The following is a 19,534-nucleotide window of genomic DNA, read 5'->3' as shown; positions in this document are numbered from 1 at the left end:
GTTAAACTCTCTTAACGATGGCTGATACCTTCATAAATAAGCCTGAGCGCGAAGACGCCGATAATAGCGCCTATCACCCGGCTGGCAACCCGCTGGATACGGCCATACGCACGGCGCACGGCGGGCAAAGAAAACGCCTGGCTGAGAAAAATACGCCAGATGACGGAAGACAACACAATACCTGCCCAGGCCATTAGCCTCGCCCACGTAGGCGTTTCTGCGCTGAGGGTGACGGAGAAGATACTAATAAAAAACAGAACGGTTTGCGGATTAGATAAATCCGTTAATAACCCGCGGCGGAAAAATACGTACCACGGGGCGGAAATCGGCTGCTGTAACGTTGGCATTTGCGGTGTAGCCTGATGGCGAATACTGTTCCAGGCAAACCACAGCAAGTAGGCGCCGCCGACAATTTTAATCAGTGAAAATATCTCTTCACACTGGGTAATGAGCGTCGCCATGCCAAAGAGCCCGAGGCCGGAGTAGAACGCATCGCCTAAGGCCACGCCCAGACCGGTCATCACCCCTGCGCGTCGTCCAGAGGCCAGGCTGGTTTGCACCACCACGAACAGGTTCGCGCCGGGATTAAAAAAGGTTAAAACAAACAGGCTGATGGTGAGTACGACGGCGTGTAAAGGTTCCATAGACAACGATTCCATTAGTGAGAGCGGGCCTGCGGCATGCTTAGACTGCTAACACTATAATTTTAGCGCGTTTGTCATTCTGCGTATTCACTCACACTGTATTGTGAAATGCGCCTAAATTTGCAAATAACGCCTACGCCTGGTTTCTGTAACCCCGCTGCGCCGGTTAATGCAGCGGCGTGGGATCTTCTGTAATTCACAACGCGCAAAATATCTTTATATTTCCGCCAGCTCTGGATCTTTTTAGCGGCCTGAACTACTTATTAATCATCCTTGACTCGCATGGCGGATGTTCAGGATTGATGATGGCATATATAACAAAACCTGGAGCTTTTATATGAAAACTGGATATAAAGTATTAATTGGTGCGTTAGCTTTAGTCTTTTCCAACGCCTATGCCGCGGAATTTATGACAAAACTTGAGTTTGAAAAGGTTGAGTCGCAGTACACAAAAATCGGTGATATTTCAACAAGTAACGAAGTTTCTGTGGCAGATGCTAAAGAAGAGCTGCTGAAGAAAGCCGAAGAGAAAGGTGCCGATGTGGTGGTATTAACTTCCGGCCAAACGGACAATAAAATCCACGGTACAGCCAATATCTACAAGAAAAAATAATACGTAGCTGTAAATATTACGCAACCCGCCGGTCATTGTACCGGCGGGTTTTCTTTTAGTCTGCGCCAGAACGTGGTCCTGCTAATACCGAGATATCGCGCAGCCGCGGTTTTATCACCATTGAATTGTGCCAGCACCTGTTGCGGCGTCAGTGATGAAGTGACCTGCGGTGGCTCAGCAACCGCGGCCAGTTCTGGTAATAGCTGCTGCAGAAATTGTACGTTCAACTCAGGCTGCGGTTCGACGCTCAAAAACAGCGCCAGACGCTCCATCATATTGCGCAACTCGCGAATATTCCCCGGCCAGCCATAATTCAGCAGCGTAGGCTGGCTCAGTCCCAGACCCTTACGCACGGGTTCAGAAAACGGTACGTCCAGTTCCGCCAACGACTGTTTTAAAAAGCCTTCCGCCAGCGGCAGAATATCGGGCAGCCGTTCGCGCAGCGGCGGCAATTTGAGGCGCAGAATGCTCAGGCGATAAAACAGATCGGTACGAAACTCACCCTGTTTCATCTCTTGTTCCAGGTTGCAGTGCGTGGCGCTAATCACCCGCACATCGACCGGAATCGGCTGATGTCCACCGACCCGGGTGACCTCTTTTTCTTCCAGCACGCGTAATAATCGGGTTTGTAACGGTAGCGGCATTTCGCCTATCTCATCAAGAAACAGCGTCCCGCCGTGGGCAATTTCAAACAGGCCCGCGCGTCCTCCCCGGCGGGAGCCGGTAAACGCGCCATCTTCATAGCCGAACAGCTCCGCTTCCAACAATGATTCGGTGATGGCGCCGCAGTTGACGGCAACAAACGGCGGTGAAGGTTTTCCGCGCCGATTCTCCTGACGGGTGAAATATTCACGATGAATAGCCTGCGCCGCCAGTTCTTTACCCGTGCCGGTTTCACCCTGAATCAGCACCGGCGCACGCGAACGGGCGTAGAGCATAATGGTGTGCCGCACCTGTTCCATTTGCGCAGAGTGACCGCGCATATCTCCCAGCGCATAGCGGGTGCGCAGCGTATCACCAGAGGCGTATTGCCCGTTTCTGCGTAGCGTCAGACGGGTCATATCCAGCGCGTCGATAAACGCCTGGCGCACGGTAGCCGCCGAATAGATAAAGATACCGGTCATGCCCGCTTCTTCCGCCAAATCGGTAATCAACCCTGCGCCGACCACCGCCTGGGTGCCGTTGGCCTTCAGCTCGTTGATTTGTCCACGGGCATCTTCCTCGGTGATATAGCTGCGCTGTTCAAGCTGCAAATTGAAGGTCTTTTGAAAGGCGATTAGCGCGGGGATGGTTTCCTGATAGGTAATGACGCCAATCGACGACGTCAGTTTTCCCGCTTTCGCCAGCGCCTGTAGTACGTCAAACCCGCTGGGTTTAATCAGGATCACCGGAATCGATAAACGGCTTTTCAGATACGCGCCGTTAGAGCCTGCCGCAATGATGGCATCGCAACGTTCGGTGGCCAGCTTCTTACGGATATAGGCCACCGCTTTTTCGAAACCAAGCTGAATAGGGGTGATAGTCGCCAGGTGGTCGAACTCCAGACTGATGTCGCGAAACAGTTCGAACAGACGCGTGACCGAAACCGTCCAGATAACCGGTTTGTCGTCATTCACCCGCGGCGGAAGATGCGTATCAGCCATAAGCAACCCAAAAAGTAAGGAACCGAGTATAAGGGTTTAGTTGTGTTTCATAAATGTTGCAATGAAACGTGAAGGAACGTTTCATGAAACGATAGCTGACACGCTTTTGTGCAATAAAAATACAGGGTCTAAATGTAATTATCTGTTTTAAAAAGTAAAAATGAAATTTGAATAAAAGTTACGGTCTTTGGCATACCCCTTGCTTTAGGTAAATCAACGAATGATAACAAGTTGATAACAAGAGGACGGGATATGTCTCAACACTCCCCAGGGCTGGCGTTTCGCGCCGCGCTCAGCAAAGAAAATCCATTACAAATCGTTGGCACCATCAACGCCAATCACGCTCTGCTGGCTCAGCGTGCCGGGTATCAGGCGATTTATCTCTCCGGCGGCGGCGTCGCGGCCGGGTCGTTGGGTCTGCCGGATCTCGGTATTTCGACCCTTGATGATGTACTGACCGATATTCGTCGTATCACCGATGTTTGCCCGCTGCCATTGCTGGTGGATGCGGATATTGGTTTTGGATCGTCGGCGTTCAATGTGGCGCGCACCGTGAAGTCGATTGCCAAAGCCGGGGCCGCTGCGCTGCATATTGAAGATCAGATCGACGCCAAGCGTTGCGGGCATCGTCCGAACAAGGCGATCGTCTCCAAAGAAGAAATGGTCGACAGGATCCGCGCCGCCGTGGATGCCCGTACCGATCCTAACTTTGTGATTATGGCGCGAACCGATGCGCTGGCGGTGGAAGGATTAGAGGCGGCTATCGATCGTGCCCAGGCGTATGTCGAAGCGGGGGCCGATATGCTGTTCCCGGAAGCCATTACCGAGTTGTCAATGTACCGCCAGTTTGCCGATGCGGTGCAGGTACCGATCCTCGCTAACATTACCGAATTTGGCGCCACGCCGCTGTTCACTACCGATGAATTGCGTAGCGCGAACGTCGCCATGGCCCTGTATCCGCTGTCGGCCTTCCGCGCCATGAACCGTGCGGCTGAACGGGTTTACAACGTGCTGCGTCAGGAAGGTACGCAAAAGAGCGTGATCGACATTATGCAGACGCGCAACGAACTGTACGAAAGCATCAATTACTACCAGTTCGAAGAGAAACTCGACGCGCTGTATAGCAAAAAGTAGCCGTCCGGCTTACGTGGCTACTCTCACACCCTCAGCACCCTACATATTATAAAAATGACGAGGACAACATGAGCGACACAACAATCCTGCAAAACAACACGCATGTCATTAAACCGAAAAAGTCAGTTGCGCTGTCTGGCGTGGCCGCCGGAAATACCGCGTTATGTACTGTCGGCAAAAGTGGTAACGACCTGCATTATCGCGGCTACGATATTCTCGACCTGGCGCAACAGTGCGAATTTGAAGAAGTCGCGCATCTGCTGATCCACGGTAAATTACCCACTCGCGACGAGCTCACCGCCTATAAAAGCAAACTCAAAGCGCTGCGCGGCTTACCTGCAAACGTGCGTACCGTGCTGGAAGCGCTGCCTGCCGCATCCCACCCGATGGATGTAATGCGTACCGGCGTCTCCGCGCTGGGGTGTACATTGCCGGAAAAAGAGGGGCATACCGTTTCCGGCGCGCGCGATATTGCAGACAAGCTGCTGGCGTCGCTCAGCTCTATTCTCCTGTACTGGTATCACTACAGCCATAACGGCGAGCGCATTCAGCCGGAAACGGATGATGATTCCATTGGCGGTCACTTCCTGCATCTGCTGCATGGCGAAAAACCGTCGCCAAGCTGGGAAAAGGCGATGCACATTTCACTGGTGCTGTATGCCGAGCACGAATTCAACGCGTCCACCTTCACCAGTCGTGTGATTGCGGGGACCGGCTCTGATATGTATTCCGCGATTATCGGCGCGATTGGCGCGCTGCGTGGGCCGAAACACGGCGGGGCGAATGAAGTTTCGCTGGAGATCCAGCAGCGTTATGAAACGCCGGATGAAGCCGAAGCGGATATCCGCAAACGCGTGGAAAACAAAGAAGTGGTGATTGGCTTTGGTCACCCGGTTTACACCATTGCCGATCCGCGTCATCAGGTGATTAAGCGCGTGGCGAAGCAGCTTTCTCAGGAAGGCGGTTCGCTGAAAATGTACAACATCGCCGACCGTCTGGAAGAGGTGATGTGGGAAACGAAAAAGATGTTCCCCAACCTCGATTGGTTCTCGGCGGTCTCCTACAACATGATGGGCGTCCCGACCGAAATGTTCACTCCGCTGTTTGTTATCGCCCGCGTTACCGGCTGGGCGGCGCACATCATCGAACAGCGCCAGGATAACAAAATTATCCGTCCTTCCGCCAACTACACCGGCCCGGAAGATCGCGTATTTGTGCCGATCGAAAAGCGTTGCTAATTAAAACCTCTAAATATAAAAACAGGAGTTGTACCCTATGTCCGCACATATTTCGAACGTCCGCCCAGACTTTGACCGTGAAATCGTCGATATCGTTGATTACGTTATGAATTACGAGATCACCTCAAAGGTGGCGTACGACACCGCGCATTATTGCCTGCTCGACACCCTTGGCTGTGGCCTGGAAGCGCTGGAATATCCGGCCTGTAAAAAACTGTTAGGGCCGGTGGTGCCGGGGACCGTGGTGCCGAACGGCGTTCGCGTACCGGGCACCCAGTTCCAGCTTGACCCGGTGCAGGCGGCGTTTAACATCGGCGCGATGATCCGCTGGCTGGACTTCAACGACACGTGGCTGGCGGCGGAATGGGGCCATCCTTCCGATAACCTCGGCGGTATTCTGGCCACGGCTGACTGGCTGTCACGCAACGCGGTAGCGGCGGGGAAAGCGCCGTTGACCATGAAAAAAGTGCTGACCGGGATGATCAAAGCCCATGAAATTCAGGGCTGTATCGCGCTGGAAAACTCCTTTAACCGCGTAGGTCTCGATCACGTTCTGTTGGTAAAAGTCGCCTCCACGGCGGTGGTCGCTGAAATGCTTGGGCTGAGCCGGGATGAAATTCTCAACGCCGTTTCGCTGGCGTGGGTCGACGGCCAGTCGCTGCGTACCTATCGTCATGCGCCAAATACCGGCACGCGTAAATCCTGGGCGGCAGGCGATGCGACCTCCCGCGCGGTACGTCTGGCGCTGATGGCAAAAACGGGCGAGATGGGATATCCGTCGGCGCTGACGGCGAAAACCTGGGGCTTTTATGATGTCTCCTTCAAAGGGGAATCGTTCCGCTTCCAGCGTCCGTACGGCTCTTACGTGATGGAAAACGTGCTGTTTAAAATCTCCTTCCCGGCCGAATTCCACTCGCAGACCGCGGTAGAAGCGGCAATGACGCTGTATGAGCAACTGCAGGCCGCGGGTAAAACGGCGGCGGATATCGAAAAAGTGACCATTCGTACCCACGAAGCCTGCATCCGCATCATCGATAAAAAAGGCCCGCTGGATAACCCGGCGGATCGTGACCACTGTATCCAGTACATGGTCGCCGTGCCGCTGCTGTTTGGACGCTTAACGGCAGCCGATTACGAAGACGGTGTGGCGCAGGATAAACGCATTGATGCCCTGCGTGAGAAGATCACCTGCTTCGAAGATCCGGCCTTTACCGCTGATTATCACGACCCGGAAAAACGCGCTATCGCGAACGCCATCACTCTCGAGTTCACCGACGGTTCACGCTTTGAGGAAGTGGTGGTGGAGTACCCGATCGGTCATGCGCGCCGTCGTCACGACGGTATGCCGAAGCTGGTCGAGAAGTTCAAAATCAACCTGGCGCGTCAGTTTCCGACCCGTCAGCAGCAGCGCATTCTGGATGTCTCCCTGGACAGAACTCGCCTGGAGCAGATGCCGGTCAATGAGTATATGGACCTTTATGTAATCTAAACCTGCGTGCGGCAAGGCGTAAGTTCAACAGGAGAGCATTATGTCTTATAGCGAGTTTTATCAACGTTCGATTACGCAACCGGAGTCGTTCTGGGCCGAGCAGGCCCAGCGAATTGACTGGCAGCAGCCGTATACGCAGGTGCTGGACCACAGCAACCCGCCGTTTGCCCGCTGGTTTTGCGACGGGAAGACCAATTTATGCCATAACGCCATCGACCGTTGGGTGGAAAAACAACCCGAGGCGCTGGCGCTGATTGCGGTGTCATCGGAAACCGAAGAAGAACGCACGTTTACCTTTCGTCAGCTATACGACGAAGTGAACGTCGCGGCGGCGATGTTGTTGTCTCTGGGCGTGCAGCGCGGCGATCGGGTTCTGGTGTACATGCCGATGATCGCCGAGGCGCACATTACGCTGTTGGCCTGCGCGCGTATTGGGGCGATCCATTCGGTGGTATTCGGGGGGTTCGCTTCGCACAGCGTAGCGGCGCGGATCGACGATGCCCGACCGGTGGTTATCGTCTCGGCGGATGCCGGCGCGCGCGGGGGCAAGATCCTGCCGTATAAAAAGCTGCTTGATGATGCTATCAGCCAGGCGCAGCATCAGCCGCGCCATGTCGTGCTGGTCGATCGTGGCCTGGCGAAAATGGCGCGGGTTGAGGGACGCGACCTCGACTTTGCCGCGCTGCGCCAGCAGCATCTTGGTACGCGCGTACCGGTGACGTGGCTGGAGTCGAACGAAACGTCCTGCATTCTCTACACCTCCGGCACAACCGGTAAACCGAAGGGCGTGCAGCGTGACGTTGGCGGCTATGCGGTCGCGCTGGCGACTTCGATGGACACCATTTTTGGCGGCAAAGCGGGCGGCGTATTCTTCTGCGCGTCGGACATCGGCTGGGTGGTTGGGCATTCGTATATCGTGTACGCCCCGTTGCTGGCGGGGATGGCGACGGTAGTGTACGAAGGTCTGCCAACGTACCCGGACTGCGGCGTGTGGTGGAAGATTGTTGAGAAGTATCAGGTTAGCCGGATGTTCTCCGCGCCAACGGCGATACGCGTACTGAAGAAATTCCCGACCGCACAGATCCGCAATCACGATCTCTCCTCACTGGAGGTGCTGTATCTGGCTGGGGAACCGCTGGACGAACCGACCGCCAGTTGGGTAACGGAAACCCTGGGCGTCCCGGTTATCGACAATTACTGGCAGACCGAATCCGGCTGGCCAATTATGGCGATCGCCCGTGGGCTGGACGACAGGCCATCGCGGTTGGGCAGCCCTGGCGTGCCGATGTATGGCTATAACGTGCAGTTGCTCAATGAGGTTACCGGTGAACCCTGCGCAGCGAATGAAAAGGGGATGCTGGTCATTGAAGGGCCGCTGCCGCCAGGGTGTATTCAGACCATCTGGGGCGATGACGAGCGGTTCGTAAATACCTACTGGTCGCTGTTTTCTCGTCAGGTATACGCCACTTTTGACTGGGGCATTCGCGATGCCGACGGCTATTACTTCATCCTTGGCCGGACGGATGACGTCATTAACGTCGCCGGGCACCGATTGGGTACGCGTGAGATAGAGGAGAGTATTTCCAGCTATCCGAACGTCGCAGAAGTGGCGGTGGTCGGCGTGAAAGATGCGCTGAAAGGGCAGGTGGCGGTTGCATTTGTCATTCCGAAACAGAGCGATAGCCTGGAAGACCGTGACATCGCGCATTCAGAAGAGAAGGCGATAATGGCGCTGGTGGATAGCCAGATTGGTAATTTTGGCCGTCCGGCACACGTCTGGTTTGTGTCGCAGTTGCCTAAAACGCGCTCCGGTAAAATGCTGCGTCGCACGATCCAGGCGATCTGTGAAGGCCGCGATCCCGGCGATCTGACGACCATTGACGATCCGGCATCGCTGCAGCAAATTCGCCAGGCGATCGAGGAGTAGCCGTTATTAATTGGCCCGGTGGCGCGATGCTTACCGGGCCTGAATTTTAATCGACTTTCTTATACGGTCCGTGATAGTAATCAAACGGCGCATAGACCGTATCCGCCATAAAAGACAGCGGCACATCGATAAATAACAGCGCTAAATCGAAATAGTTATAATCGTAAGCGCCTGGATTTTTTAGTTTATCAATGTCGTGGTGCGTACCCACATAATAGGTATTCGAATCCTCGCCTTCCGTGCGCGCATTAATGCTGCCACATCCTGAAAGTAATGTGCTGATAAAGAGTGCCATTACCGCAACCGTCTTTCTGCTCATCCTGTGACCTGGGTTTACCGTCTCGTTTACCATAACAGGTTAAAAGCGGCTTTTGTCCGCAGAACTTAAGCGCATTGAACACGCTTTGTCGGTCGGAAAAGCGCAGCGCCATCCGGTGTATGATTAGCGCCAACCCAGTTGATAATGGTAATGGCCCACACTCAGCAAAAACTCCGGCGACACGGAAGGACTCCATGAATCATCGCCGCCGACGCCCATATGGAAGCCATCAATATTGAGCCAGGTACCCGCCTCCGGTTGCAGCAGATGGCGGTGACTGGTTTCCATCAGCTGCTGCTGACTAAAGCGGCTGATGTTGAACAGGAAGTCGCCGCGCCATTGATGCGTGCCGTAGTGCAGTTCGCGCGTGCCGCAGCGCAGACCGTTTTCGCTCGGGAAAACATACGGGGTGTACATCTCATCGAGTGACAGATCCCAACGGTCAAAACAGGCGGCGCTCAGGCGATCCGGGTAGTTCTCATGTGGGCCGAGACCTAACCAGTTCACTCGCTCGGCCACCTGTACCAACTGGCAGCTCAGGCCAATACGCGCCGGATACGGTGTGCCGCTGGCGACGTCGACATCCACCGTTATCTGCATCTCGCCATGACTGTCGATACGGTAGCTTTTTCGGCTGACGAACAGCGTTTCACCCTGATACTGCCACGCATGTTCGGTGGTGATCAGTACCGCTTTGCTTAGCGTGTCGGCAGCACAGTCCAGTAACGTTGCTTCGACCTGATAATGACCGGCTGCCTTCCAGCGTTCAACCCAGGCATTCGGGTCAATGCGGGTTGACTCGCTGATGCCAATATCATTATCCAGCGGCGCACGGGTGAACTGGTCGGTCAGTGGGGTTAGCAGTTGGGCGGCATCGCCAATCCAGTACTGTGTCAGCAGGCCAGACCGACGGTCGAATTGCCAACGCTTGTTGTCGTTCTCAACAGTAAAGCTGTTTTCGCTAACGTTGAGCTGTGGCGTTGTGCGGGCAGTTGGCAGCCGCGCCAGGCTCAGTTTCTCTTCCAGCTTCCACTGCTGCCAGGCGCTGATGTGTCCCGCATCTGACCATGCGGTGGCCTGAGGTTGTTCCACGCGTACCGTCAGCCACCGCTGGCCGGTGGTTTCCGGCATCGGGACATTTGGCAGGGTAATCACCTGGCGTCCCTGCGGGGCGATATCCAGAATGATTTCGCCGGCGGCCAGAGGGTTGCCATCCTGGGCAATCGACCAGTGCAGAACTTCGTTATCGCTGCGGCGGAACAGGTATTCGCTGGTCACTTCAATCTGACGTTCGGTGCCCGGCAGTAACGTGAACTGGAAAAACTGCTGTTCATGTTTGGCCTCGTATAATGCCGGATGCGGGGTGCGATCGGCGAACACCAGTCCGTTCATACAGAACTGACGATCGTTAGGCGTGTCGCCAAAGTCACCGCCGTAGGCTGACCAGGCCTTACCGTTGTCATCATGTTTAATCAGCGACTGATCCACCCAATCCCAGACAAACCCGCCCTGCAGGCGCGGATACTGACGAAATGCCTGCCAGTATTTGGCGAAGCCGCCGAAACTATTGCCCATCGCATGGGCGTATTCACAGAGAATGAGCGGACGCTGCTCGCCGGGCATCGACAGCCATTTTTTGATCGACCATTTAGGCACCGCCGGGAAAGGCTGATCCTTGTCGACACGAGCGTACATCGGGCAAATAATGTCGGTCGCCGCGGTATTCGCGCCGCCGCCTTCGTACTGTACCGGGCGGGACGGATCTTCCGATTTCACCCAGCGATACAGCGCGTCGTGATTGACGCCATGACCGGATTCATTGCCCAGCGACCAGATGATAATGCTCGGGTGGTTGCGATCGCGTTGCACCATGCGTGTGACGCGCTGGCTCATGGCAGGCAACCATGTGGGATCGTCGGTGAGGCGATTCATCGGCACCATACCATGGGTTTCTATGTTGGCTTCGTCGACCACATACAGGCCGTAGCGATCGCACAGGGTGTACCACAACGGATGGTTCGGGTAATGCGAGCAGCGCACGGCATTAAAGTTGTTCTGCTTCATCAGCAGAATATCCTGCACCATCGTCGCCTCATCCATCACTTGACCATTGATCGGATGGTGCTCATGACGGTTGGTGCCGCGAATCAACAGCGGTTTACCGTTGAGTAACAGCAGTCCGTTTTCAATGCGGACCTCGCGAAAGCCGACATCGCAGGCTTCCGCTTCAATCAGCACTCCGTCGACGGTGTGTAACTGCACAACGGCACGGTACAGATTGGGCGTTTCGGCACTCCACAGCGCTGGCTTTTCGACGTTCAGACGCAGGGTAACCCGGTCATGATAAGTGCCGCGTTCATCAATAATTTCGCTGCCGAGCGGGGATGTCGTTTCGTTAGTGAGCGTTTCACCTTCCCACAATTGCAGGGTGAGGCGTAAATCTTCGCTCGCGTTGCCCGCTATCCTGACATCCGCTTCCAGCACGGCGCGGCTGAAGTCGTCGTTAAAGCGGGTGTTAATGCGCAGGTCGCGGATGTGTGCGGTGGGTTTATGCAGCAGGGAGACATCACGGAAGATCCCGCTCATACGCCACATGTCCTGGTCTTCCAGATAGCTGCCGTCGCTCCAGCGCAGCACCATCACGGCCAGGCGGTTTTCGCCGTGCAGCAGATAATCGCTAAGATCGAATTCAGACGGCAGACGGCTGTCCTGACCGTAGCCAACCCAGCGACCATTGCACCACAGATGAAACGCGGAATTGACGCCGTCAAAAATAATGCGCGTCTGACCTTCATCTAACCACGTATCTTCGATATTCAATGTGAGCGAGTAACATCCGGTCGGGTTCTGCGCCGGAACATAGGGTGGGTTAACCGGAATCGGGTAGGTGACGTTGGTATAAATTGGTGCGTCGTAACCGTCCATCTGCCAGTTAGAGGGGACATTGATAGTATCAGCTTGGGGGAGATCGCTTGTCAGCCAGCTTTCCGGCACTGCTTCCGGCGCGGGAAACCAGGCGAATTGCCACCGGCCATTCAGGGAGCGTAACTGAGTTGAACGCTGATTAGCTCGCGCATCATCCGCTGAGCGCCAGCTACAAAAAGGCGGGTGCGCCTCCAGGCGATTGAGTTGCGTGACGCCGGGATTTTCCCAGTCGTGGCGGGCCAGAACAGCGGAGAGTGAATCTGTGTTCAGGTTCATAACGGTATCCTGCTTGGTTTTGTTACTCGCTCACAATTTTAAACAAAATACGGATAAGCGATCCCAACTGTAAAGGATGTGGCGTTTAATGAGTGAACTGACTCACATAATTGTTATGCGTTCACATTTTAGGTGTGAGCTGAGAGACTTGCCGCGCGAGCTGGATCAATGAGTCCGCCAGCGTCTGGGGAGACGTAGTTTGCGTATCGGGAGGTAGAACCGTTTTGCGCTTAACCAGGGTTACGGGCAGCAGTTGGTTACCCACGGTTGATTCGCCACGGGGAAGTTGCAGCAGCCTGTCGACGCTGGTTTCACCCAGTAACGGAAAATCCTGCCTGATGGTGGTTAGTGGTGGAATGTAGCAGGCGCTATCTTCTGTGTCATCGTAGCCGATCACCGAGATATCCACCGCCACCCGCAGACCGAACTCGCTGATTGCCCGCATCGCGCCCAGCGCCATTTGATCGTTAGCAACCAGCATAGCGGTGGGGAGATTACCACTATTGAGCATATGCAGCGTTTGCTGAAAACCGGACATCGCACTCCAGTCGCCTTCCAGCTCTGCGACGGGTTGCAACTGGTAGGACGCCAGATATTTATGCCACCCCGAATGGCGAAGCCTTGCCGAAACCGAAGTGTGCGGCCCGCTCAGCAGGGCGATACGCTGGTGTCCGTGCTGCACCAGATGTTCAACGCCGAGGCGGGCGCCGTCGTCATGGGAGAAAATCACGCTGTTTATTGGCGTCTGGTCAGAGACATCGAGAAACAGCACCGGCACCGTACCGCAGGCGGCAGCCACTACAATGGCGTCTTCTTCATCCAGCGGATAGTTAATAATAAGCCCGGTTACGCGTTGAGAAAGCAGGTTGTGGACTGCGGCTTTGCATGCTTCAACGCCGCTGCGTTCGACCATGGCGATCACCACGCTGGCACCGGACTGGTCGGCGCGGGATTTTATGGCGGCAACGATTTGTGAAGGGGCGTGCAGGGCAAGATTCGCCGTCACGACGCCAATCAGCGACGTCTGTTTACCTGCCAGTTGCTGTGCGACGCGGTTAGGGATGTAATTGAGTTCCGCCATCGCGGCCTCAACTTTCTGTCGGGTTTTGGCGGAAACGTGGCTGGCCTGATTCACGACGCGCGAGACGGTCTGGTAAGAGACTCCTGCATGGTCTGCCACATCGTACAGCGTTACCGGTTTCACGTTTATCACCCCTGTTATGTCGTTATCTACGCGCTATCATGCCACAGAGAAACCGTTTTGGGTTATGTACGGCCAGGTTCTGCGAGGCACATTCCAGGGTTGCGCCTCGTGTGCCGGAGGATTTATCGTCGTGATGTTTAACAGAATAAAAAGTGAGGGCATCGTGAGCGACTCTGCGGCAAACAACATTCTGTCCATCTACCGGCGTCATGCGGATGCCTTTGCCAGTCAGCGCTCTCGTGCTCTGTTTGAAAAAAGCTGGCTGGACAAGTTCATCGCGGTAATGGGCAGGCAGGGGAGCATTGTGGATATTGGCTGCGGGAACGGTCAGCCGATTGCCGGGTACTTTATCCAGCAAGGTTTTCAGCTCACGGGGATTGATGGTTCCGCAGCGATGCTGGCGCGGGCCAGGCAATCCTTTCCCGCTCATCGCTGGCTGGAGCAAGATATGCGTGAGCTAGCGATTGATGAAACCTTTGATGGACTGATTGCGTGGGACAGTTTTTTCCATTTAACCCAGCAAGACCAACGAAAGATGTTCCCGATTTTTGACCAGCTTAGCCATCCCGGCAGCGCGCTGATGTTTACCAGCGGTACGGGGGACGGCATTGCGATGGGGCAATTTGAAGGTGAGCCGCTATTTCACGCCAGCCTCGCACCTGATGAGTATCGTGCATTGCTCTCAGTGCACGGCTTTGCGTTGATTGAGATGGTGATGGAAGACCCGGAATGCGCAGGGCACACGGTATGGTTGGCGAAAAAAAACTAAATACCGCGAAAGGTTTTACGCCATTCGGCGGGACTGACGCCAAAATGAGATTTAAAATGCTGACGCCAGGTGACGGGCGATTGAAAACCGACCTTTTCGGCGATGCGTTCAACGGGCAACTGACTGGACTCCAGTAACGCCTGGCTGCGGTGAAGACGCTCGGCAATCAACCACTCTGCCACGCTCGACCCGGTGGCTTTCATAAAGTGACGGGTTAAAGTGCGACGGCTCATCATCACCCGCTGCGCCAGCGCATCTAGACTATGCTGCTCGTGGATATGCAGGCGTAAATAATCAAGCAGGGCGTTGATGCGCTGATCCTGGGTGTTTTTCGCTACCGGCTGTTCGATAAATTGTGCCTGACCACCTTCGCGATGCGGCGGCACAATCATCCGCCGCGCAATCTGATTCGCTACCGTGCTGCCAAAACGCTGGCGGATCACGTACAAACAGCAATCCAGCGCGGCGGCAGTGCCTGCTGAGGTAATAATACCGTCGTCATCCACATATAGAGCGTTGATATCCAGACGCGCAGCCGGGAAGCGGGCCTGAAAATCCTGCTCGAACTCCCAGTGCGTGGCTGCTCGTTTGCCATCCAGCAGACCTGCATAGCCGAGGACAAATGCGCCCAGACACAGCCCGACAATTTGCGCGCCGTTTTGCCGCGCGCGGTTGAGCGCATTAAGCAAACTCTGCGGCGGGCGATCTGCCGTAGTCCCCCAGTAAGGGATCACCACGATGTCGGCTGCCTCTACCGCTTCATAGCCGTGGGCTGCGTTAATGGAGAAACCGTCCTGCGAGGAGACAATACCGGGCAGTTCGGCGCACAATTGCACGTCAAAGTGCTTTTTCGCCGCTACTTTGTCACTGAAAATGATGCATGGCACCGAGAAGTGAAACGGGCTGAAATCTTCCACGGCGACAATAGCGACGGTAAGCGGCTGCATACGATTCCTCTGCGGATATTAAAATGTCAGGGTTTCACCATCTTCCGGCACGTTGACGCATTGCGCAATCTGGTTGTCGCTGGCGTACTCTTTCAGCGCGGCGCGGGTCAACAAACAGTGGTTTATCGCCTCCATATGCGTGGCCACAATTTGTGCGTTGGGAAGGGTGAAGTGGGTTTTTAGGACATCTTCTGCGCCCATAATAATTGGGCCAAAACCGATGACGTGAGCAAAACCGGCGTTCAAAATTACCACGTCCGGCTGAAAAGTCAGCATGTTGGCTTCCACTTCGTCACGCCAGATAGTATCCCCAACCAGATACAGCGTTTTTTCCGCCGGATGTTGAAAGATAACCCCGCAGGCATCGCCTAGACGTTCCGCCATTTGCGGGATGGCGTAAGCGCGATCTGAGCCATGCTGACCACCGGTTTTACGTAGGGTGATGTCGCCCAGCGTGGTGTTGTGCGTCAGTACGTTAAGTTGGGTGAAACCCTGAACTCGCAGCACCTGCGCATCCTGCTCATTTTGCACGTAAATCGGTTTGTCTTTCGGCACGACCCGTGCTGCAACCTCATCCCAGTGATCTTCATGCAGATGCGTCACGATCAGCGCATCGACGTTAAACAGCGTATCAATATTGACAGGCAGATCGACGGTGGGATTGCGGATCTCCGCACGTGCTGTTCCGGCAAAGCCCGGATAAGCACTCTTTGCAGCCAGCATTGGATCGATTAGAAAGGTCTTGCCGCCAAAGGTGATGCACTGCGTGGCGTTGCGGATTTGCGTGATATTCATGGTGTTTGCTCCACGTGTTGGGTCAGTGGTGTCATCGTAGAGTGTTGTGCATAAGTTGAATGTGGGCAAATGGGCGAGTAGCGATGGGATCGGGCCAATCCTAAAGGTCAGAGGCCGATAATGTAATCAGATTTAAAGTCATTGAATATTTACTTTGTAACTCCCGGATTAATTCATTGCTATTAGACCGAACTGCATAAAAATACAGATATATAAATAAAGATTAATTAAATGCAAAGCGGTTTCAGAAAATATATTAGTTAAATGCAATATATTGCAGTCAATAAAACAGATCGCGAACCATGAAATAAGAATGCTATCATTCACACCAGACACGGCAGGCAACTGCTGGCCAACGCATTCAGCCCGGAGCACCTCATGAACAACGACATTCCGCTAAAATATTATGATATCGCCGACGAGTACGCGACCGAAGCCGCAAAGCCGGTAAGCGATGCCGAACGCGATGCGCTGGCGCACTACTTCCAGCAACTGATCACCCGTTTAATGAACAACGAAGAGATTAGCGAAGAAGCGCAGCAGGAGATGGCAACCGTGGCCGGTGTCGACGCGCAGCGTATCGACGATATCGCGGAGTTCCTCAATCGCTGGGGTAACGAGTAGCCAAAGACGTGGTCTGTGTTTTACACTGCGCGCAAATTCAGTAGATATACTCTGCGAGTATTAGATTTAATCAGGTGGGAACAGCAATGAACGGAACAATCACAACGTGGTTTAAAGATAAAGGCTTTGGATTTATCAAAGATGAAAATGGCGATAACCGCTATTTTCATGTGATTAAGGTTGCTAATCCTGAGCTGATCAAGAAAGACGCGGCGGTAACCTTTGAACCGACCACCAACAACAAAGGTCTGTCTGCCTATGCGGTGAAAGTCATTCCAGACAGCAAATACATCTATATCGCGGGCGAGCGCCTGAAGCTCACGGCGATCAAGTCGTACCTGGTATACAGCGAAGAAGTCCCTGTCGAGACCCGTATTGATAAAGAAAACGCGGTGCTGTCTGTCGGCGTGCTGATGAACAGCATCCGGCCGAAATCAGAGGTGAAGCCTGGCGAAATGCGTAAGCTGAAAAAACTGGCTATCACCACTTTCCAGGGGACGACGCTGATCTTCTCCGAAGATGAAATCGACATCGATGCGACAGTGAAACTGCTTAAGGTCTGAAGCCCTGCGGAGCTGACCCAGCCTGACGAAGGCTGACCTTCATACCGGGCAACGCTCAGGATGCTTTTTCATGTACCGTCATGATGAAAACCAGCGGGTTTTCCCCCTGGTTTTCATAAAAATGCGCAACGTCCGTTCTGGCCGTTGCTGAACAACCGGTCTGCACCTGATACCGATGGTCCTGTACCCCAAGCGTGAGCGTACCTGCCTGTACATAAAACAGTTCAAGCGTCCCTTCCGTGTGACCGGGTGACGCAAATTTTTCCCCCGGCTGCATTTCCCACATCCAGAGCTCGGTCATCTCGGGGCCGCCGGATCCTGCGAGCAGTCTTGCTCTCCCGCCTTTTTCACCTTCCCACAATTCCGGGATCTCATCTTCAGCAATGAGATGCACGGTTGGTTTTGAACTGACATCCACAAAGTCAGCCACCGAAACCCCCATCGCGGCAGCCAGGCGGCATAGCAGGGCAATGCTCGGATTCGCCCGACATCCCTCAATCTCAACCAGCGCCCCCTTGCTGACGCCCGCGCGACGGGACAGCTCATCAAGTGATATTTTCTTTTGCTTACGATACAGCTTAATACGCTGAGATACGGCTTCGTTCACGGTGCTGGCAATCGCATCCGCATCGGTCATTAAATTGACTTTTTTGGTCATAGGTCATTATCATGGAATAAATTGGTCATTATAGGATTATCACGTGTGCACAGTATCTCCGTCAATTGCTCCTGAAATTTATCGTATTGCACCCGGCTTTCGAGCGCTGAGTATCCACGTAAAAGCCGCCCCGGTGCTGAACCCCGATATTGGCGAAACGGCGCTGCAGGAAGCCTGTGAGGCGGTTCTGAGCGGTGAGCCGGAATGGGCGGAATCTCATCTGGCCGCATGGGCTGAGGTTTTTCAACAGTTTGGCGCTAAGCCCAAGCGTACCCCTTGTTCAGCCGATGCGTTACGTAAGCGCGTATTACGCGACGGAACGATGCCTGCACTCGATCCCATTGTTGATCTCTATAATGCCGTTAGCCTCCGCTATGCCATTCCCGTGGGTGGCGAAAACATTGCGGCCTATCAGGGGGCTCCACGTCTGGTTGTGGCAAAGGGCACTGAGCCTTTTGATACCGTTAAAGACGGTGAGACCGCCATTGAATACCCTTCGCAAGGCGAGGTTATCTGGTGCGATGATGCAGGCGTGACCTGCCGTCGCTGGAACTGGCGGCAAGGGATCCGCACCCGATTAAACGTGGAAGCCCAGCAAATGTGGTTTATTCTGGAAAGTCTGCCGCAGATGCCGCTGGAGAAGCTTTATGAAGCCGGGAAGATGCTGACCGACGGTCTTGAAAAAATGATGCCAGGCCTGTGGTTTGACGTTGCTCTCATCGAAGAGCAACAGTAGTCAGCTTCTGCAGGAGAAAGGCGAATGACAACAGCTGGCTGCTTACTCATAGTGGACCTTGATATCGCAGGAGGTCCGTTTTGTGCCAGAAACTGACATGCTTATTGAGAGGACTCATCCAGAAATATCAGCGAGTTCAGGATGTGATCCTCCCATATCCCATTAATTTTCAAGTAGGATTGTGCATATCCCTCTTTTTTGAATCCTAATCTTCTCAACGTATTGCTGCTGCGTAAGTTATCAGGGAGATGATTTGCCATAATTCTGTGTATTCCGTAACGCTTACGAACATACTCGATCGAACTTTCTAAAGATTCATACATTAAACCTTTACCCTGGCTAGCATTTTCTAATGAAAACCCAAGGTAACATGCCTGAAAAACGCCATATACAAAGTTGGTAAAGTTGATCGTCGCTATAATATGCTCATCATTTTTCAACGTAACAACCAGAGGCAGACTTCTTTTTTCCTGATAATCGTTGAGGGAGTTGATTATTCGATTTTGTATATTCTCTAATGAAAAATATTCATCGTCGCGCAAAGGTTCGTAGGGTGCCAGATGAGTTCTGTTATTCACTAAATAATGCTGAAGATTTTTTGCGTATTCATCGACAAGCAAATGCACATCTGTTCGTTCTGTCGAAAACAGTTTCATAATTCATCCGCACGTAAGAATTGGGGTGTGTATATTAACAAATTTTGTTTCTTACAAACTACTTAGTTTATTTTTTCTAATAATCGCGTTCTGTTTATTCATAAAATTACTTCGATTTATCCTTAACAGGGACAGTATCCGCTCATCGCTGCCTGGCGATGTCAGACAAACTGTTTCAGGATAACAGGTGGCTTCGTGCCAGCAGCGGAGGAGAACGTTTTACATAAAAGGCGAAGGCAGTACGTTGCATGAATACCTTTTGTATCTCTTTTCTTATTTATTATCGCTGTGGTCCAATTAGTTAGGGTAAAAGCAAAAGGAACAGGAGGAATTTGGTAATAACCTATTCAGAATGTTAATTATTGATTAAATAA

At 53.5% G+C, this 19,534-nt stretch carries 18 protein-coding genes; 9 read left to right on the top strand and 9 right to left on the bottom strand.

Going from position 1 to position 19,534, the window contains the following annotated elements:
- Positions 1-11: 11 nt before the first annotated feature.
- Positions 12-644, bottom strand: coding sequence for a LysE family transporter (locus tag ACVXHP_RS16930; protein WP_200007864.1), 633 nt, complete (start codon positions 642-644; stop codon positions 12-14).
- A 337-nt stretch (positions 645-981) separates the two neighbouring features.
- Between ACVXHP_RS16930 and yahO the strand changes: the two genes are divergently transcribed.
- Positions 982-1,257: a DUF1471 family periplasmic protein YahO gene (gene yahO, locus ACVXHP_RS16925; RefSeq protein ID WP_003830901.1), complete on the top strand. Its 276-nt coding sequence runs from the start codon at positions 982-984 to the stop codon at positions 1,255-1,257.
- 32 nt (positions 1,258-1,289) lie between these two features.
- Here the strand turns inward: yahO and prpR are convergent, their stop codons facing one another.
- Positions 1,290-2,900 carry a propionate catabolism operon regulatory protein PrpR gene (prpR, locus tag ACVXHP_RS16920; protein ID WP_200007862.1) on the bottom strand — a complete coding sequence of 537 codons (1,611 nt, stop codon included), beginning with the start codon at positions 2,898-2,900 and terminating at the stop codon, positions 1,290-1,292.
- A 252-nt stretch (positions 2,901-3,152) separates the two neighbouring features.
- Between prpR and prpB the strand changes: the two genes are divergently transcribed.
- The 4 genes from prpB (at position 3,153) to prpE (ending at position 8,688) form a co-directional block, all read left to right on the top strand.
- Entirely contained in the window at positions 3,153-4,034 is an 882-nt protein-coding gene (gene prpB, locus ACVXHP_RS16915; protein WP_447571859.1) for a methylisocitrate lyase, read from the top strand.
- Positions 4,035-4,102: 68 nt separating this feature from the next.
- The gene (gene prpC / locus ACVXHP_RS16910) at positions 4,103-5,272 is read left to right on the top strand and encodes a bifunctional 2-methylcitrate synthase/citrate synthase (RefSeq protein ID WP_200007857.1); all 1,170 of its coding nucleotides are present in this window, start codon (positions 4,103-4,105) and stop codon (positions 5,270-5,272) included.
- Positions 5,273-5,309: 37 nt separating this feature from the next.
- Positions 5,310-6,761, top strand: coding sequence for a bifunctional 2-methylcitrate dehydratase/aconitate hydratase (locus tag ACVXHP_RS16905; protein ID WP_200007855.1), 1,452 nt, complete (start codon positions 5,310-5,312; stop codon positions 6,759-6,761).
- Positions 6,762-6,801: 40 nt separating this feature from the next.
- Positions 6,802-8,688: a propionate--CoA ligase gene (gene prpE / locus ACVXHP_RS16900; RefSeq protein WP_447571858.1), complete on the top strand. Its 1,887-nt coding sequence runs from the start codon at positions 6,802-6,804 to the stop codon at positions 8,686-8,688.
- Positions 8,689-8,734: 46 nt separating this feature from the next.
- Here the strand turns inward: prpE and ACVXHP_RS16895 are convergent, their stop codons facing one another.
- The 3 genes from ACVXHP_RS16895 to ACVXHP_RS16885 form a co-directional block, all read right to left on the bottom strand.
- A complete protein-coding gene (locus ACVXHP_RS16895) occupies positions 8,735-9,007 on the bottom strand; it encodes a YceK/YidQ family lipoprotein (RefSeq protein ID WP_447571857.1) in 273 nt (90 codons plus the stop codon).
- A 123-nt stretch (positions 9,008-9,130) separates the two neighbouring features.
- Complete coding sequence (locus ACVXHP_RS16890) at positions 9,131-12,208, bottom strand: beta-galactosidase (RefSeq protein ID WP_447571856.1); 3,078 nt, start codon at positions 12,206-12,208, stop codon at positions 9,131-9,133.
- A 121-nt stretch (positions 12,209-12,329) separates the two neighbouring features.
- Positions 12,330-13,421, bottom strand: a complete 1,092-nt coding sequence (locus tag ACVXHP_RS16885) for a LacI family DNA-binding transcriptional regulator (RefSeq protein ID WP_316128411.1) — start codon at positions 13,419-13,421, stop codon at positions 12,330-12,332.
- Between the two features lie 124 nt (positions 13,422-13,545).
- Here ACVXHP_RS16885 and ACVXHP_RS16880 point away from each other — a divergent pair, with 124 nt between their 5' ends.
- Complete coding sequence (locus tag ACVXHP_RS16880; RefSeq protein WP_447571855.1) at positions 13,546-14,181, top strand: class I SAM-dependent DNA methyltransferase; 636 nt, start codon at positions 13,546-13,548, stop codon at positions 14,179-14,181.
- Here the strand turns inward: ACVXHP_RS16880 and ACVXHP_RS16875 are convergent.
- Both ACVXHP_RS16875 and ACVXHP_RS16870 read right to left on the bottom strand, forming a co-directional pair.
- A complete protein-coding gene (locus ACVXHP_RS16875; RefSeq protein WP_447571854.1) occupies positions 14,178-15,128 on the bottom strand; it encodes a GlxA family transcriptional regulator in 951 nt (316 codons plus the stop codon). The genes ACVXHP_RS16880 and ACVXHP_RS16875 overlap by 4 nt on opposite strands.
- Positions 15,129-15,146: 18 nt before the next feature.
- Positions 15,147-15,923, bottom strand: coding sequence for an MBL fold metallo-hydrolase (locus tag ACVXHP_RS16870; protein ID WP_447571853.1), 777 nt, complete (start codon positions 15,921-15,923; stop codon positions 15,147-15,149).
- Positions 15,924-16,301: 378 nt separating this feature from the next.
- On the opposite strand from ACVXHP_RS16870, the gene ACVXHP_RS16865 reads away from it, so the two are divergent.
- Both ACVXHP_RS16865 and ACVXHP_RS16860 read left to right on the top strand, forming a co-directional pair.
- Complete coding sequence (locus ACVXHP_RS16865) at positions 16,302-16,547, top strand: YmjA family protein (protein ID WP_042310259.1); 246 nt, start codon at positions 16,302-16,304, stop codon at positions 16,545-16,547.
- 86 nt (positions 16,548-16,633) lie between these two features.
- Complete coding sequence (locus ACVXHP_RS16860) at positions 16,634-17,110, top strand: cold-shock protein (RefSeq protein ID WP_038638021.1); 477 nt, start codon at positions 16,634-16,636, stop codon at positions 17,108-17,110.
- 55 nt (positions 17,111-17,165) lie between these two features.
- On the opposite strand, the gene ACVXHP_RS16855 is transcribed toward ACVXHP_RS16860, so the two are convergent.
- Positions 17,166-17,768: a helix-turn-helix domain-containing protein gene (locus ACVXHP_RS16855; RefSeq protein ID WP_447571852.1), complete on the bottom strand. Its 603-nt coding sequence runs from the start codon at positions 17,766-17,768 to the stop codon at positions 17,166-17,168.
- A 43-nt stretch (positions 17,769-17,811) separates the two neighbouring features.
- Between ACVXHP_RS16855 and ACVXHP_RS16850 the strand changes: the two genes are divergently transcribed.
- The gene (locus ACVXHP_RS16850; RefSeq protein ID WP_447571851.1) at positions 17,812-18,504 is read left to right on the top strand and encodes a B3/B4 domain-containing protein; all 693 of its coding nucleotides are present in this window, start codon (positions 17,812-17,814) and stop codon (positions 18,502-18,504) included.
- Between the two features lie 101 nt (positions 18,505-18,605).
- Here the strand turns inward: ACVXHP_RS16850 and ACVXHP_RS16845 are convergent, their stop codons facing one another.
- Entirely contained in the window at positions 18,606-19,160 is a 555-nt protein-coding gene (locus tag ACVXHP_RS16845) for a GNAT family N-acetyltransferase (RefSeq protein ID WP_316128406.1), read from the bottom strand.
- Positions 19,161-19,534: the final 374 nt, after the last annotated feature.

The sequence above is a fragment of the Citrobacter freundii complex sp. 2025EL-00176 genome (assembly GCF_053309355.1).
This window is presented reverse-complemented; position numbering and strand designations above follow the sequence as displayed.

Coding starts and splice junctions, on each gene's coding strand:
- ACVXHP_RS16890 (WP_447571856.1), bottom strand. CDS start 12,208: ATGAACCTGAACACAGATTCACTCTCCGCTGTTCTGGCCCGCCACGAC.
- prpE (WP_447571858.1), top strand. CDS start 6,802: ATGTCTTATAGCGAGTTTTATCAACGTTCGATTACGCAACCGGAGTCG.
- ACVXHP_RS16860 (WP_038638021.1), top strand. CDS start 16,634: ATGAACGGAACAATCACAACGTGGTTTAAAGATAAAGGCTTTGGATTT.
- ACVXHP_RS16905 (WP_200007855.1), top strand. CDS start 5,310: ATGTCCGCACATATTTCGAACGTCCGCCCAGACTTTGACCGTGAAATC.
- ACVXHP_RS16875 (WP_447571854.1), bottom strand. CDS start 15,128: ATGCAGCCGCTTACCGTCGCTATTGTCGCCGTGGAAGATTTCAGCCCG.
- ACVXHP_RS16855 (WP_447571852.1), bottom strand. CDS start 17,768: ATGACCAAAAAAGTCAATTTAATGACCGATGCGGATGCGATTGCCAGC.
- ACVXHP_RS16870 (WP_447571853.1), bottom strand. CDS start 15,923: ATGAATATCACGCAAATCCGCAACGCCACGCAGTGCATCACCTTTGGC.
- ACVXHP_RS16865 (WP_042310259.1), top strand. CDS start 16,302: ATGAACAACGACATTCCGCTAAAATATTATGATATCGCCGACGAGTAC.
- ACVXHP_RS16930 (WP_200007864.1), bottom strand. CDS start 644: ATGGAACCTTTACACGCCGTCGTACTCACCATCAGCCTGTTTGTTTTA.
- ACVXHP_RS16895 (WP_447571857.1), bottom strand. CDS start 9,007: ATGAGCAGAAAGACGGTTGCGGTAATGGCACTCTTTATCAGCACATTA.
- ACVXHP_RS16880 (WP_447571855.1), top strand. CDS start 13,546: ATGTTTAACAGAATAAAAAGTGAGGGCATCGTGAGCGACTCTGCGGCA.
- yahO (WP_003830901.1), top strand. CDS start 982: ATGAAAACTGGATATAAAGTATTAATTGGTGCGTTAGCTTTAGTCTTT.
- prpR (WP_200007862.1), bottom strand. CDS start 2,900: ATGGCTGATACGCATCTTCCGCCGCGGGTGAATGACGACAAACCGGTT.
- prpB (WP_447571859.1), top strand. CDS start 3,153: ATGTCTCAACACTCCCCAGGGCTGGCGTTTCGCGCCGCGCTCAGCAAA.
- ACVXHP_RS16845 (WP_316128406.1), bottom strand. CDS start 19,160: ATGAAACTGTTTTCGACAGAACGAACAGATGTGCATTTGCTTGTCGAT.
- prpC (WP_200007857.1), top strand. CDS start 4,103: ATGAGCGACACAACAATCCTGCAAAACAACACGCATGTCATTAAACCG.